Here is a 16,034-nt window from a genome sequence, read left to right on the forward strand (position 1 = left end):
GTTGTTGCCTCATCATGGCAGCTTCAGGCCAGGCACCTGAAGCTGCAGAAAATCACGGTGAGCAGGCGAGCTTCGCACTGCATTTAACTTGCGGCTTGTCGCTTGCCGCTTGCAGCTGCGTTACTGCGGGTTGGCCCGGGTGCTGGAGAGCAGCGACTTGAGGCTCGCGGCTTTCGGCTTGACCAGCCAGAAGCGGCGTACGAAGTCGTCCAGGTTCTCGGCCAGGTTGCGACCCCACTCGCTGCCGGTCTCGGCGACGTACTCGTCGAGCACCTTCTGCAGGTGGCTGCGGTAGGCTTCCATGGCTTCGCCGCTGATGCGCTGGATTTCCACCAGTTCGTGGTTGACGCGGTCAACGAAGGTGTTGTCCAGGTCGAGCACGTAGGCGAAACCACCGGTCATGCCGGAACCGAAGTTGTAGCCGGTCTTGCCCAGTACGCAGACGAAACCGCCGGTCATGTATTCGCAGCAGTGGTCACCGGTGCCTTCTACCACGGTGTGCGCGCCGGAGTTACGCACGGCGAAACGCTCGCCCGCCGTGCCGGCGGCGAACAGCTTGCCGCCGGTGGCACCGTACAGGCAGGTGTTGCCGATGATGGCGCTTTCCTGGGTCTTGAACGGGCTGCCCTTGGGCGCAACGATCACCAGCTTGCCACCGGTCATGCCCTTGCCCACGTAGTCGTTGGCATCGCCTTCGAGGTACATGTTCAGGCCACCGGCGTTCCACACGCCGAAGCTCTGCCCGGCCGTGCCCTTGAAACGGAAGGTGACCGGCGCCTTGGCCATGCCCTGGTTGCCGTGCTGCTTGGCGATCTCGCCGGAGATCCGCGCGCCGATGGAACGGTCGCAGTTGCAGATGTCCAGTTCGAACTCACCGCCACTCATGGCTTCGATGGCCGGCTTGGCCATTTCGACCATCTTCTCGGCCAGCAGGCCCTGGTCGAACGGTGGGTTGCGGTCGACCTGGCTGAACTGCGGCTTGTCGGCCGGCACGAAGTCGCTGCCCAGCAGCGGCGTCATGTCCAGGTGGTGCTGACGCTCGGTGTCGCCCGGCAGCACTTCCAGCAGGTCGGTACGGCCGATCAGCTCTTCCAGCGAGCGTACGCCCAGGCGCGCCAGCCACTCACGGGTTTCTTCGGCGATGTAGGTGAAGAAGTTGATCACCATGTCGACGGTGCCGATGTAGTGGTCCTTGCGCAGCTTGTCGTTCTGGGTGGCTACGCCGGTGGCGCAGTTGTTCAGGTGGCAGATACGCAGGTACTTGCAGCCCAGGGCGATCATCGGTGCGGTACCGAAACCGAAGCTCTCGGCACCGAGGATGGCCGCCTTGATGACGTCCAGGCCGGTTTTCAGGCCGCCGTCGGTCTGCACCTTGACCTTGCCACGCAGGTCGTTGCCGCGCAGGGTCTGGTGAGTCTCGGCCAGGCCCAGCTCCCACGGCGAGCCGGCGTACTTGATGGAGGTCAGCGGCGAAGCGCCGGTACCGCCGTCGTAGCCGGAGATGGTGATCAGGTCGGCGTAGGCCTTGGCCACGCCGGCGGCGATGGTGCCGACACCGGCCTCGGCCACCAGCTTCACCGAAACCAGCGCCTGCGGGTTGACCTGCTTGAGGTCGAAGATCAGCTGCGACAGGTCTTCGATGGAGTAGATGTCGTGGTGCGGCGGTGGCGAGATCAGGGTCACGCCAGGCACCGCATAGCGCAGCTTGGCGATCAGGCCGTTGACCTTGCCGCCGGGCAGCTGGCCGCCTTCACCGGGCTTGGCGCCCTGGGCCACCTTGATCTGCAGCACGTCGGCGTTGACCAGGTACTCGGGGGTGACACCGAAGCGGCCCGTGGCGATCTGCTTGATCTTCGAGCTGCGGATGGTGCCGTAGCGCGACGGGTCTTCGCCGCCCTCACCGGAGTTGGAGCGCGCGCCCAGGCGGTTCATCGCCTCGGCCAGGGCTTCGTGGGCCTCTGGCGACAGTGCGCCAAGGGAGATACCGGCGGAGTCGAAACGCTTGAGGATGTCGCTGAGCGGCTCGATTTCGTCCAGGCTCAGCGGCTGCTCGGCGGTCTTGACCTTGAGCAGGTCACGCAGCATCGACACCGGACGGTTGTCCACCAGCGCGGTGTATTCCTTGAATTTCTCGTAGTTACCCTGCTGCACGGCGGCCTGCAGGGTGTTGACCACGTCCGGGTTGTAGGCGTGGTACTCGCCACCGTAGACGAACTTCAGCAGGCCGCCCTGCTGGATCGGCTTGCGCGGGCTCCAGGCTTCGGCGGCCAGCAGCTTCTGGTCGGACTCCAGGTCGACGAAGCGCGCGCCCTTCAGGCGGCTCGGTACGCCACGGAAGCTGAGGTTGCAGACTTCCTCGGACAGGCCGATGGCCTCGAACAGCTGGGCGCCACGGTATGAGGCGATGGTCGAGATACCCATTTTCGAGAGAATCTTGAGCAGGCCCTTGGTGATGCCCTTGCGGTAGTTCTTGAAGACTTCGTACAGGTCGCCCAGCACCTCGCCGGTGCGGATCAGGTCGCCCAGCACTTCGTAGGCCAAGAACGGGTACACCGCCGACGCACCGAAGCCGATCAGCACGGCAAAGTGATGCGGGTCACGCGCGGTGGCGGTTTCCACCAGGATGTTGCTGTCGCAGCGCAGGCCCTGCTCGGTCAGGCGGTGGTGCACGGCGCCGGTGGCCAGCGAGGCGTGCACCGGCAGCTTGCCAGGGGCGATGTGCCGGTCGCTGAGGACGATCAGCGTATGGCCGGAGCGCACCGCTTCCTCGGCCTGGTCGGCGATGTTGCGCACGGCCGCTTCCAGGCCCAGGCTCTCGTCGTAGTTCAGGTCGATGATGTAGCGCTCGAAGCCGGGGCGCTCCAGGTTCATCAGGGCGCGCCATTTGGCCGGGGAAATGACCGGCGAGCTGAGGATCACCCGCGAAGCATGCTCGGGCGACTCCTGGAAGATGTTGCGCTCGGCGCCCAGGCAGATTTCCAGGGACATGACGATGGCTTCGCGCAGCGGGTCGATCGGCGGGTTGGTGACCTGCGCGAACTGCTGGCGGAAGTAGTCGTAAGGCGAGCGCACGCGGCGCGACAGGACCGCCATCGGCGTGTCGTCACCCATCGAACCCACCGCTTCCTGGCCCTGCTCGCCCAGCGGACGCAGTACCTGGTCACGCTCCTCGAAGGTGACCTGGTACATCTTCATGTACTGCTTGAGCTGGTCCTGGTTGTAGAAGGCCGAACCGTGGTCGTTGTCTTCCATGGTCGCCTGGATGCGCAGGGCATTCTTGCGCAGCCACTGCTTGTACGGGTGACGCGACTTCAGGCGATTGTCGATGGCGTCGGTGTCGAGGATCTGGCCGGTCTCGGTGTCGACGGCAAAGATCTGCCCAGGCCCTACACGGCCTTTGGCAATGACGTCTTCGGGGGTGTAGTCCCACACGCCGATTTCCGAGGCCAGGGTGATGTAGCCGTTCTTGGTCATCACCCAGCGCGCCGGACGCAGGCCGTTACGGTCGAGCAGGCACACCGCGTGGCGACCTTCGGTCATCACCACGCCGGCCGGGCCGTCCCACGGCTCCATGTGCATGGAGTTGTATTCGTAGAAGGCGCGCAGGTCCGAGTCCATGGTCTCGACGTTCTGCCAGGCCGGCGGGATGATCATGCGCACGCCACGGAACAGGTCGATGCCGCCGGTGACCATCAGCTCCAGCATGTTGTCCATGCTCGAAGAGTCGGAACCGACACGGTTGACCAGCGGGCCGAGTTCTTCCAGGTCCATCAGGTCGTTGGTGAACTTGGTGCGCCGTGCCTGGGCCCAGTTGCGGTTGCCGGTGATGGTGTTGATCTCGCCGTTGTGCGCCAGGAAGCGGAACGGCTGGGCCAGCGGCCACTTGGGCATGGTGTTGGTCGAGAAACGCTGGTGGAACACGCAGATGGCGGTCTGCAGGCGTTCGTCACCCAGGTCCGGATAGAAGGCCGCCAGGTCGGCGGGCATCATCAGGCCCTTATAGATGATGGTCTTGTGCGAGAAGCTGCAGATGTAGTGCTCGGTGTCTTCGGCGTTGGCCACCGAGGAGCGACGGCGGGCGCTGAACAGCTTGACCGCGAATTCCGAGTCGCTCAGGCCGTCGCCGCCGATGAACACCTGCTCGATCTTCGGCAGGCGCTCCAGGGCCAGACGGCCCAGGACGCTGGTATCGATGGGCACTTGGCGCCAGCCGATCAGGTCCAGGCCTTCGGCGAGAATCTCGCGGTTCATGTTTTCCCGGGCGGCGTCGGCACTGGCGTCGTCCTGATTGAGGAAGACCATGCCCACGGCATACTGGCCCGGCAGCTCTGCACCGAACTGCTCCTTGGCCACGGCGCGCAGGAACAGGTCGGGCTTCTGGATCAGCAGGCCGCAGCCGTCACCGGTCTTGCCGTCGGCATTGATGCCGCCACGGTGGGTCATGCAGGTCAAGGCTGCCATGGCCGTCTGCAGCAGGTGATGACTGGCTTCACCTTGCATGTGGGCGATCAGGCCAAATCCACAGTTAGCCTTATGTACATCCGGATGGTACAGACCTGTTTTCATAGACACTTTCTCACCAGGCTGCCTCGCGTTGGAGGCAAATTCTTCGATTCAACCACCACCTTTCACGCCGAACGTGCGCCGGCTTTGGAAAGGCAAAACGGAGGCCATTGTACACAGCAGTGCCAAGGCCCACAAATTTTATGACTTATTACTGAAAATGCATGTCGCATTTATGAAGGTTTAAAGCGTAAAAAAGTGATAAGCCGCTTTAGTTTGGGCGATGGATCAGGCTGAGAGGCAGGATTTGCGGCGCAGACACCGCAAGGCGCACCACCAAGAAAGCGATGCGGCTGGCGAAGGAGGGGTCGGATCTTTCAGATAAGCGGTCCCTGCGGGACCGCTTCAATCCGCAGGATTCAGCGTGTGGCTGCCAGCTCTTGCTGGATGCTGGCCACTGTCCGAGGCCAAGGTTTACCAGCCTGGACCTTGGCTGGCAAGTTTTTGATCGCAGCCAGGGCGGCGTTGCGGTCGTTGAAGTTGCCGTAGGTCACCACGTACAGCGGCTTACCCTGCAGGGTTTTCTTGAAGTAGCGGTATTCGCCACCCTGCTCGGCCACATAGGCCTGGGCCGCCGCTTCAGAACTGGTGCCGAGGATCTGCACCACGTAATGACCGGGTGCCTGGCTGCTGTACCAGTTACCACCGGCAGCCGGCTTGGCCGCCGCCACCGGCTTCTCGACCGGCTTTTCAACCGGTTTGGCGGGCGCGGCAGGCGCCGGCTTGGCGGTGGCGACCTGGGTCTGTGGCGCCGGAGCAGGCTTGGCTGCCGGCGCCTGGACCGGAGCGGCCTGCGTCGGCGCCGGAATCGACGACCGTGGCACGTCGGCAGCCTGACCGGCCGGTGGCGTGCTGGTGTTGACGGTTGGCGGATGCGCCGGCGAAGTCGACGGCACGCTGTCTTCGTCGGCATCGCTGCTACCGCCGGCAGCTTCTGCCAGCGGGCCGCGCATCACAGGCTGCGAGTTGCCAGCCAGCGGCAGCGGCATCGGCTGCGAGTTGCCAGCGAACTCGATGGCCGGGCCGCCATTGTTGGATTGCTGGTTGGCCGGCGCTCCTTGCCCGAGCGGCAGCTGTGCCTGCGCCGTGGCCGGAGCGTTGGGCGCCTTGCCCTTGTCGCCTCCCGGAATCAGCACGGCCGCGGCCACCGCCGCTACGACCACGGCCCCAAGGGCCAGTACGTGTTTCTTCGGCATCTTGAACCCCACGCTAGGACGCTTGACCGCAGAACGGCTTGCGATCATCGCTTCGATCATTGAGTCGCGGGCCACCTGGTTGATGTTCCCAGGCCAGCCTTCGGACTGTTCGTGAATATCGGCGATCTGCTCCGCCGTCAGCAGGGCAATGCCTTGCCCCGCGCCATCCAGGCGCTGTGCCAGATATTCACGGGTTTCTTCTTCGTTGTAGGGCTGCAGCTCGATGACGTGGAAACGTTCGCCTTCGACTTCGCCCTGCATCTGGCCGCAGATCTCGTCCAGGCGGTCGATCAGCGACGCCTCACCGAACAGGAACACATGCGGACGCCCTTCCGGCACGCCTTCGGCCAGTTCCAGCAGGACTTCGAGCGCCGAGTCGCCGAGTTGTTCCGCGTCGTCGACCAGGATGTAGACCTCCTGTCCGGTGAGGGCCAGCTGCACCACCTGGTCGAGGATCGGCTTGATCTCTGCCTGAGGCACGCTCAGCGATTCGGCGACCTGTTGCAATACACCGGCCGCTTCGCCAGCCGCACGCGCGGAAACCACGACGCTCTGGACCGACTGCTTGTTGGTGCTGGCTACCAGCGCCTGGCGCAACAGCGTCTTGCCGCTGCCCTGCGGGCCGGTCACCGCCAGCAGCAACTGGCTGTAGCGCGCCAGATGATGCAACTGGCCCAGCACCGGCTTGCGTTGCGCGGGGAAGAACTTGAAGCCAGGCACACGCGCCCCGAAGGGGTCATGGCTCAACTGGTAGTGGCCGAGAAAGGCCTCGTCTGCATGCAAACTAGTCATCGGGCTTTCCATTAACCTCTAAGCTGATCCACCAGGGCGCGGTAGTCCGCAACCAGGGTGGCCTTGAGTACTTCTTGCGGATAATCGTCGGTCACTACCGCTTCGCCAATACGGCGCAGCAGCACCAGGCGCAGACGGCCATCGAGAACTTTCTTGTCGACGGACATGTGGGCCATGAAGCACGCCTCGTCCATTTGCTCGGGCGGCACCACCGGCAGGCCGGCGCGCTGCAGCAGGCGAATGCCGCGGTCGCGGTCGGCGCTGCTGATCCAGCCCAGCCGTGCCGACATTTCCAGGGCCATCACGGTACCGGCCGCGACCGCCTCACCGTGCAGCCAGACACCATAGCCCATCTCGGTTTCGATGGCGTGGCCGAAGGTGTGCCCCAGGTTGAGCGTCGCGCGCACCCCCGACTCGCGCTCGTCGGCACCCACCACCCGGGCCTTGGCCGCGCAGGAGCGCTCGATGGCGAGGGTCAGCGCCTGCGGATCGAGGCCGCGCAGGGCGTCCATGTGTTCTTCGAGCCAGGTCAGGAAGGGTTCGTCGCAGATCAGCCCGTACTTGATGACCTCGGCCAGCCCGGCGGACAACTCACGCTCGGGCAGGCTGCGCAGCGAAAGGGTGTCGATGAGCACCACGGCCGGCTGGTAGAACGCTCCGACCATGTTCTTGCCCAGCGGATGGTTGATGCCGGTCTTGCCGCCTACCGAGGAGTCGACCTGCGACAGCAGGGTGGTCGGGATCTGGATGAAATTCACCCCACGCTGGTAGCAGGCCGCCGCGAAACCGGCCATGTCGCCGATCACCCCGCCACCCAGGGCGATGACCGTGGTACGCCGGTCGTGGCGGGCCGCCAGCAGACCATCGAATATGAGCTGCAGGGTTTCCCAGTTCTTGAATGCCTCGCCGTCCGGCAGCACCACAGGCAGGACGTTGTAGCCGGCCAGCGTGGCGGTCAGGCGTTCGAGGTAGAGCGGAGCGACCGTGGTATTGGTGACGATGGCCACCTGGCGCCCGACGATGTGCGGCGTCAGCAGCTCCGGACGATCCAGCAGACCTTCGCCAATATGAATCGGGTAACTACGCTCACCAAGATCGACCTTAAGAGTCTGCATGTATCCCCACAGTGATTACCGATTGGGCGCTTTCGCGCACCGCAGCGGCAGACGGCCCGTCGCCGCCTGCGGCCTGAATTTTATGGTCGCCGAGAATAGCGCATTTTCGTCTGCGCTTTAACGGGGCGGAAGCTCCGCCAGGCGGGCCAGTATCTCCATGACCACCATCCTGGGCGGCCGTTCGTCGGTTTCGATCACCACATCGGCGATCTCCCGGTACAGCGGGTCGCGCATGGCCAGCAGGTCGCCCAGCACTTTGGCCGGGTCGGCGGTGCGCAACAGGGGGCGGTTGCGGTCGCGAGCCGTGCGGCTGACCTGCTGGTCGACCGAGGCATGCAGGTAGACCACGCGCCCGCCGGCATGCAGGGCCTTGCGGTTTTCCTCGCGCATCACCGCGCCACCGCCGGTGGCCAGCACCAGCCCGTCGGAAGCACAAAGCTCGGCGATCATCGCCTGCTCACGCTCACGAAATCCCGCCTCGCCCTCACGGTCGAAGATCCACGGGATGTTGGCACCGGTGCGCTGCTCGATTTCCTTGTCGGAGTCCTTGAATGGAAGTCGCAGTTCTTTGGCCAGCAATCGACCGATGGTGCTTTTGCCAGCCCCCATCGGCCCCACAAGTATTAGATTTCGCACAGAATCAACGACCTACAGCAATCGCCTGGTTGTTCATGATGCGCGGTGTCAGGAAGACCAACAGCTCGGATTTGGAATCGGACACCACGTCACGCCTGAAAAGGCGGCCAACATACGGCACATCGCCAAGAAATGGCACTTTTTCTACAACTTTACTTTGCGTATTGGAGAACACCCCGCCGATCACGATGGTCTCGCCATCGGAAATCAGCACCTTGGCATTGACCTCGTTCTTCTTGATCGGCGGTACGCCGAGCACCGCGTTGAGGTAGTCAGGCTCGTCCTTGGTGACCTTCACTTCCATGATGATGCGGTTGTCCGGAGTGATCTGCGGAGTCACCTCCAGCGACAGCGAGGCTTCCTTGAAGCTGACCGTGGTCGCACCGCTGGAGCTGGACTCCTGGTACGGAATCTCGGTGCCCTTGAGGATCTTGGCGGTTTCCTTGTCGCTGGTCACCACCTTGGGCTGCGAGACGATCTCGCCGTTACCGGTCTTTTCCATGGCACTGAGTTCGAGGTCGATCAGGGTGTTGTTGGTGACGAAGCCGATGCCAAAACCAGACGTCGCGCTGGGTGCACCAAGGTCGACGAAGGGGATATTGCGGGTCGAGGTGGTCGAACTGGTGCCGGTCCCGGTGGATCCGCCGTCGTTGATCGTGGAGCTACCACCACTGATACTGCTCGAAGTGAGATTGTCGTCCAGACCGTAGGTCGTCCAATTGCCACTGGTCCGGCTGCCGCCCCAACGCACCCCCAGCGCCTTGTCGTAATCGACGTTGGCCTCGACGATGCGCGCCTCGATCATCACCTGACGAACCGGAATGTCCAGTTGCGCGACGATGCGGCGCAGCTCGTCCAGACGTTCCTGGGTCTGGTAGGCAATGATGTTGTTGGTGCGCTCGTCCACGGTGATGGAGCCGCGCTCTTCGGCCTGAGCCTCGGCGCTGGTCACCGACTGGAACAGCTTGGCGATGTCCGCCGCCTTGGCGTAGTTGACCTGCAGCAGTTCACGACGCAGCGGCGCCAGTTCGGCGATCTGCTTCTGCGATTCGAGTTCCTGGCGCTCACGGGCGGCGATTTCGTCAGCCGGCGCCACCAGCAGCACGTTACCGATCTTGCGCTTGTCCAGACCCTTGGTCTTGAGCACCAGGTCCAGCGCCTGGTCCCACGGCACATTCTGCAGGCGCAGGGTGATACCGCCCTGCACCGTGTCGCTGGCGACCAGGTTGAGGTTGGTGAAGTCGGCGATCAGTTGCAGCACCGAGCGCACGTCGATGTCCTGGAAGTTCAGCGACAGTTTCTCGCCGGTGTACACCGGCTTGTCGGCCGCGCGCCGCTCCAGGTCCTGATTGGTCAGGGGCCGCACGCTGATGGTCAGGCGGTTGTCGGTCTGGTAGGCGGAGTAGTCATAGGGACCGGAAGGCTCGATGCTGATGCTGGTCTTGTCACCGGAGGTGGTGGCAGTGACGAACTGCACTGGGGTGGCGAAGTCCTTCACATCCAAGCGTACGCGCAGCGGGTCGGGCAGCTGGGTCTTGGCGAACTCGACGAAGATCTTGCCATTGCGCTCCTGAATGTCCGGTGCGATGGCTGCGCTGCTGAGGTCGATGAGTACATTGCCTTCACCCAGCTCACCGCGCTGGAAGTCCAGGTTGCGCACCGCCTTGGCTCCCGCCGGGACGCTGATGCGCGGGGCAGCCGGAGCGGCTGACGGCTGGGCGGCACGCGGGGTGTTGCGTGTCGCGGCAGGCGCAGTGGCGACAGGTGCTGCCGTGGTGGGTTGCGAGGCCTGCGCGGCGGCAGCGCCCTGGCCGATCACCACGAACAGGTTGTTGCCTTCGACCCGGGTGCTGTAAGGCGCCAGGGTGGTGAGGTTGACGATGACCCGGGTGCGATCCTTGGCCTGCACCACGACCACGCTGCGGGCATTGCCACTGCCCAGGTCACGACTGCGATTGGCCAGCTGGGTATTCACGCCGGGCAGGTCGAGGGCGATACGCGCCGGCTGCTCGGTGGTGTAGCCACGCGGGGCAGGTACGGGGGAGTCGAACGATAGCTTCAGCTCGATACGGTCACCCGGCAGCGTGGCGACGTCCAGGGTCTTGAGGCTGGCAGCCTGAAGCCAGGGTGCCAGCATCGCCATCCAAAGCGATACGACGAGGGTCGAAAGAATCCGGGTCATGTTCAATTTCCGTCGTACGGTGTTCTGCATGCTTGGTACTGCCCACTTCATGAGCGCTCCTTGAGGGAAATGGTGCGCGGCCTTTCCAGCCAGCCCCCCTCTCCATCTGGAACAATTTCGATGACATCGATCTGCGTATCGCTCACCGATACGATCCGACCGTCGTTACGCCCCAGGTAATCGCCCACCTTGACCCTGTGCACCCCGCCCGCTCCCTTGAGCAGCGCAAATGTACCCGAATCGTTGCCGATGGTTCCGACCATTTCGAAGGTCTCGATGTTGAAGCCTTCGAGGAATTGCTTGACCCGTGCCTCGTCGGGCTTGACCAGCCTCGAGCCCTTCTGTCGGCTCAGCGCATCGATCTTCATTGGCGGCATGAACGGGCTGCGCAGGCTTGCCGCGTTGTAGGTAAACGCTTCGTAGGGGCGAAACTTGGGCAGCGGCTCGATGGCGCCGGTAGGCCGTTCACGGGCCTCGGTCACGAACGCCGCCAGGTCGCCGACATCGTCATTGCCGCCGCACCCCGTCAGGCCCAGCAATGCCAGGCAGGCACACAACAGACGCACCGCCCTCATTTGTTCAGCCCCTGATCGTTGTAACGGTAGGTCTTGGCCAGGATGTTCATGCGCAGCCTGTTCGGGTTCTTGGCATCGACGGGCTTGATCTCGAAATCGTGCAGCGTGACGATCCGCGGCAGGCTGGCCACGCCGCTGACGAAAGTGGCCAGGTCATGATAGCCACCCACTACGGTGATCTGGATCGGCAACTCGATGTAGAACTGCTGGGCGGCTTCAGGCAGCAGCTTGATTTCCTCGAATTCCAGGCCACTGCCCAGACCGGTACGGGTAATGTCTTCGAGCAGCCCCGGTACCTCGGTGTCGCTGGGCAATTGCCGCAGCAGCGCACCGAAGGTGTTTTCCATTTCCACCATCTGCTTCTTGTAGGGCTCCAGGTTCGCCGCCTGGAAGGCCTTGGTGGTGAACTGGTCCTTGAGCAGCCCTTCGTTGGTCCGCGCGCCGTCGAGTCGCGCCTCCAGGTCCTGGATATAGAAAAAATAGCCCAGCGCCAGAACCAGCAGCATGGCCAGGGCACAGGCAATGACCTTGACTGCCGCCGGCCAGCTGCCGACGTTGTTCATGTCCAGCTCGTTGAGATCGATCTTGCGCAGGCCTTCCAGCCATTCGGAAATACTCACGGCTTGGCTCCTTCTGCGTCGGCCGGCTGGGTCTGGCGCACGGTCAGCTGGAAGACATTGGTCTGGTCCGTGGCGTTGGCCTTCACCTCGATGAGTACCGGCGTCTCGAGCCAGTCGGAAGCGTCCAGGTTGCGCATCAGGTCGGAAACCCGGTTGTTGGAGTCGGCGACACCGTTGATGGCGATCAGATTGCCGTTCATTTTCACATCAGTGAAATACACGCCGTCCGGCAAGGTACGCACCAGCTGGTCGAACACCCGGCCGATGATCGGCCGGTTGCCTTGCAGGTCCTGAATGATCTTCATGCGCTCCAGCAGCTGCTTGCGGCGACTCTTGAGTTCACTGATTTCCTTGATGCGCGCATCGAGCTGCGTCAATTGGCCCTGCAGATAGGCGTTGCGGGCATTCTGCGCGTCGATGGCGCGACTGAGGGTCTGGTCGACCAGCAGCACGATGGCCACGGCGATCACCAGCACACCGACCAGCGCGGTGATGAAGCGCTTCTTGCGCTCTTCGCGCAGCTGTTCGCGCCAGGGCAGGAGGTTGATCCGGGCCATCAGTCGAAACTCCTCATGGCCAGGCCGCAGGCGACCATCAGTGCCGGGGCATCACTGGCCAGTGCACCGGCATTGACCTTGGAACTCAGGGCCATGTCGGCGAAAGGGTTGGCCACCATGGTCGGCACGCCCAGGCGCTTGTGGATCAGGTTTTCGAGACCGGCGATCGAGGCCGAGCCGCCGGCCAGCATGATGTAGTCCACGCCGTTGTACTGCCCGGCAGCGAAGAAGAACTGCAAGGAACGCGACACCTGCTGGACCATCGCCTCCTTGAAGGGCTCCAGCACCTCGCTGTTGTAGTCGTCGGGCAGGCCGCCCTGTTTCTTGGCCAGACCGGCTTCGCCCATCGACAGGCCGTAGCGACGCTGGATTTCCTCGGTCAGCTGCTTGCCACCGAACAGCTGCTCGCGGGTATAGATGATGCGTCCCTGGTGCAGGACGCTCAGGGTGGTCATGGTCGCGCCGATATCCACCACGGCGACGGTGAGCATTTCATGTCCCTTGCCCAGCTGTGCAGACAACAGGGTGAAGGCGCGCTCCAGGGCATAGGCTTCCACGTCGACGACCTTGGCAGTGAGACCGGCCAGGGCCAGCGCCGCTTCACGGACCTCGACGTTCTCCTTGCGACAGGCCGCCAGCAGCACTTCGACGCGCTCGGGATTACGCACCGAATAACCCTGCACCTCGAAATCGATGGCGACCTCTTCGAGCGGGTAGGGAATGTACTGGTCGGCCTCGAGCCGCAGCTGGTTCTCCATGTCGTCGTCCGACAGCCCGGCATCCATTTCCACCACTTTGGTGATCACCGCCGAACCGGCCACCGCCACGGCCGCGTTGCGGGCCTGGGTGCGAGCCTTGACCAGCACGCGACTCAGGGCCTGCCCCACACCCTCCAGCTCGGCGATGTTCTTCTCGACCACGGCATTGGCGGGCAAGGGTTCGACCGCATAGGACTCGACTTTGAAACGGCTGCCGGAACGACTCAGTTCAAGGAGCTTTACCGCTGTGGAGCTAATATCGATCCCTAGAAGGGTATGGGCCTTCTTTCCGAAGAGTTCGAACACAACCTGATTCCTATGGATTTTCCGGCACTTACGCGACTTCGTGGATGGGTCTTGGCCGACGCTAGGCAAGACAGTAGCGCAAATCCCGCCCCGAGACGAAAAATGCTTATAATGCCCAGCGTTTTTTTGTTCACCAAACGCTTGAGACTGTATTGATTTGTTGAGCGCGTCTCACCCATTCTTTTTTCTGGAAACCCAAAAGCCTTGATACGCCTGCTGAAGTTTTTCTGGTGGTCCCTGGTCGCGGTGTTCTGTGCACTGCTGCTTGGCCTGAGCGGAGCCTTTCTTTACCTGAGCCCTACCCTGCCATCGGTCGAGGCCCTGCGCAGCATCCAACTGCAGATCCCCCTGCGGGTCTACAGCAGCGACGGCAAACTGATAGCAGAGTTTGGCGAAATGCGCCGCACCCCCGTGCGCTTCGCCGACATTCCCCCCAATTTCATCAATGCCCTGCTGGCCGCCGAAGACGACAACTTCGAGAACCACTATGGCGTCGACCCCACCAGCCTGGTGCGCGCCGCAGGCCAACTGGTCAAGAGCGGCCATATCCAGACCGGCGGCAGCACCATCACCATGCAGGTGGCGAAGAACTTCTTCCTGACCAGCGAACGCAGCTTCTCGCGCAAGACCACCGAGATTCTGCTGGCCCTGCAGATCGAGCGGCAGCTGACCAAGGATGAGATCCTCGAGCTGTACGTCAACAAGATCTACCTGGGCAACCGCGCCTACGGTATCGAAGCGGCAGCACAGGTGTATTACGGCAAGTCGATCCGCGACGTGAGCCTGGCGCAGATGGCGACCATCGCCGGCCTGCCCAAGGCGCCCTCGCGCTTCAACCCGCTGGCCAACCCAGCTCGCGCCAAGGAACGCCGCGACTGGATCCTGGGGCGCATGTATCACCTCGGCAAGATCAGCCAGAGCGACTACCAGGCCGCCCTGAGCGAGCCGATGAACGCCAGCTATCACGTACCGACGCCCGAAGTGTACGCACCTTATGTAGCAGAAATGGCGCGCGCCGAGATGGTCGGCCGTTACGGCAGCGACGCCTACACCGAAGGCTTCCGCGTCTACACCACGGTGCCGAGCGACCTGCAGGAGCACGCCAACACGGCAGTACAGCGCGGCCTGATCGAATATGACCAGCGCCACGGCTACCGTGGGCCGGAAAGCCGCTTTCCAGGCATGACCCGCGCGGCCTGGGCCCAGGAACTGACCAAGCAGCGCCCTATCAGCGGCCTGGAGCCAGCCATCGTCACCCAGGTCGACAAGACCGGCCTGCGCGTCCTGACCCGCAACGGCGAGAAAGAAGAGCTGGTCGACTGGGCGAGCATGAAGTGGGCACGCCCTTACCTGAACACCAACAGCATGGGTGCCAACCCACGTCAGCCGTCTGACGTGGCCCAGGTTGGCGATCTGATCCGCGTGCTGCGTCAGGACGACGGCAGCCTGAAGTTCAGCCAGATCCCCGCCGCGCAGAGCGCCCTGGTGTCGCTTGATCCGCGCAACGGCGCGATCCGCGCCCTGGTCGGCGGCTTCTCCTTCGAACAGAGCAACTACAACCGCGCCATGCAGGCCAAGCGTCAGCCAGGTTCGAGCTTCAAGCCGTTCCTGTACAGCGCCGCCCTGGACAACGGCTACACCGCCTCCAGCCTGGTCAACGACGCACCGATCGTGTTCGTCGACGAGTACCTGGACAAGGTCTGGCGGCCGAAGAACGACAACGGCACCTTCCTCGGCCCGATCCGCCTGCGTGAGGCCCTGTACAAGTCGCGTAACCTGGTTTCGATCCGCCTGCTGCAGCAGTTGGGCATCGACACCTCCATCGACTACATCACTCGCTTCGGCTTCTCCAAACAGGACCTGCCGCGCAACCTCTCGCTGGCCCTGGGCACCGCGACCCTGACGCCGATGGAAATCGCCACGGGCTGGAGCACCTTCGCCAACGGCGGCTACAAGATCACGCCTTACCTGATCCAGACCATCGAGAACCGCGATGGCCAGGTGCTGTTCTCTGCCAACCCGGCGACCGTACCGACCAACGAAGCCAAGACCGCACCAGACACCTCGACCTTCGCGGTGCATGACACGCCGCCGCTGACCAGCCTGACACCCGCCTCCACCACCGACCATCCGGCACCGCTGGTGGCCGAGCGAGTGGTGGACGGACGCACCACCTACATTCTCAACAGCATGCTGCAGGATGTGATCAAGCGCGGCACCGCGCGCCGCGCCCTGTCGATGAACCGCCCGGACATCGCCGGCAAGACCGGTACTACCAACGAGTCCAAGGACGCGTGGTTCTCCGGCTACAACGCCGACTACGTGACCACCGTGTGGACCGGCTTCGACCAGCCTGAAAGCCTGGGCCGCCACGAGTTCGGCGGCACCGTGGCACTGCCGATCTGGATGGACTACATGAGCGCCGCGCTCAAGGACAAGCCACCGCACCAGCAGCCCGAGCCTGATGGCATCCTCAGCCTGCGGGTCGACCCGGTCAGCGGTCGCGCTGCCACGCCGAGCACGCCCAACGCGTTCTTCGAGCTGTTCAAGAGCGAAGACACACCGCCGAGCGTCAACGAACTGGGCGGCAGCGCCCCTGGCAGCCCGCTGCCGGCCGACGAGTCGGCGCCGATCGACCTCTTTTAAAGCAGCGGCAAGCTGCAAGCTTCAAGAAAAAGCAGCCGGCCCCGGCACCGCTTTCAACTTGCAGCTTGTAGCGCTCCAACAAAAAACC

The 16,034-nt window shown here is 63.4% G+C and carries 10 protein-coding genes; 1 reads left to right on the forward strand and 9 read right to left on the reverse strand.

Going from position 1 to position 16,034, the window contains the following annotated elements:
* Window positions 1–120: 120 nt before the first annotated feature.
* The 9 genes from gltB to QZ497_RS05030 all read right to left on the reverse strand — a co-directional run bounded on the left by gltB (window position 121) and on the right by QZ497_RS05030 (window position 13,300).
* A complete protein-coding gene (gene gltB, locus QZ497_RS04990) occupies window positions 121–4,566 on the reverse strand; it encodes a glutamate synthase large subunit (RefSeq protein WP_295471670.1) in 4,446 nt (1,481 codons plus the stop codon).
* 356 nt (window positions 4,567–4,922) lie between these two features.
* Complete coding sequence (locus QZ497_RS04995; RefSeq protein ID WP_295471673.1) at window positions 4,923–6,551, reverse strand: AAA family ATPase; 1,629 nt, start codon at window positions 6,549–6,551, stop codon at window positions 4,923–4,925.
* An 11-nt stretch (window positions 6,552–6,562) separates the two neighbouring features.
* Entirely contained in the window at window positions 6,563–7,666 is a 1,104-nt protein-coding gene (gene aroB, locus QZ497_RS05000; protein WP_295471675.1) for a 3-dehydroquinate synthase, read from the reverse strand.
* A 117-nt stretch (window positions 7,667–7,783) separates the two neighbouring features.
* Window positions 7,784–8,302, reverse strand: a complete 519-nt coding sequence (aroK, locus tag QZ497_RS05005) for a shikimate kinase AroK (RefSeq protein WP_295471678.1) — start codon at window positions 8,300–8,302, stop codon at window positions 7,784–7,786.
* Window positions 8,303–8,306: 4 nt separating this feature from the next.
* Entirely contained in the window at window positions 8,307–10,484 is a 2,178-nt protein-coding gene (gene pilQ, locus QZ497_RS05010) for a type IV pilus secretin PilQ (RefSeq protein WP_295471680.1), read from the reverse strand.
* Window positions 10,485–10,531: 47 nt separating this feature from the next.
* Window positions 10,532–11,059: a type 4a pilus biogenesis lipoprotein PilP gene (pilP, locus tag QZ497_RS05015; protein ID WP_295471683.1), complete on the reverse strand. Its 528-nt coding sequence runs from the start codon at window positions 11,057–11,059 to the stop codon at window positions 10,532–10,534.
* On the reverse strand, window positions 11,056–11,679 hold the full coding sequence (pilO, locus tag QZ497_RS05020; protein WP_295471686.1) for a type 4a pilus biogenesis protein PilO: 624 nt from the start codon (window positions 11,677–11,679) through the stop codon (window positions 11,056–11,058). Before pilO ends, pilP begins: the two co-directional genes overlap by 4 nt.
* On the reverse strand, window positions 11,676–12,236 hold the full coding sequence (locus tag QZ497_RS05025) for a PilN domain-containing protein (RefSeq protein ID WP_295471689.1): 561 nt from the start codon (window positions 12,234–12,236) through the stop codon (window positions 11,676–11,678). The genes pilO and QZ497_RS05025 overlap by 4 nt, the downstream gene beginning before the upstream one ends.
* The gene (locus tag QZ497_RS05030; RefSeq protein ID WP_295471691.1) at window positions 12,236–13,300 is read right to left on the reverse strand and encodes a pilus assembly protein PilM; all 1,065 of its coding nucleotides are present in this window, start codon (window positions 13,298–13,300) and stop codon (window positions 12,236–12,238) included. Before QZ497_RS05030 ends, QZ497_RS05025 begins: the two co-directional genes overlap by 1 nt.
* Before the next feature lie 204 nt (window positions 13,301–13,504).
* On the opposite strand from QZ497_RS05030, the gene QZ497_RS05035 reads away from it, so the two are divergent.
* On the forward strand, window positions 13,505–15,946 hold the full coding sequence (locus tag QZ497_RS05035) for a penicillin-binding protein 1A (protein ID WP_295471694.1): 2,442 nt from the start codon (window positions 13,505–13,507) through the stop codon (window positions 15,944–15,946).
* The last annotated feature ends 88 nt before the right edge of the window (window positions 15,947–16,034 follow it).

This window comes from uncultured Pseudomonas sp., from assembly GCF_913777995.1.
Classification (GTDB): Bacteria; Pseudomonadota; Gammaproteobacteria; order Pseudomonadales; family Pseudomonadaceae; genus Aquipseudomonas.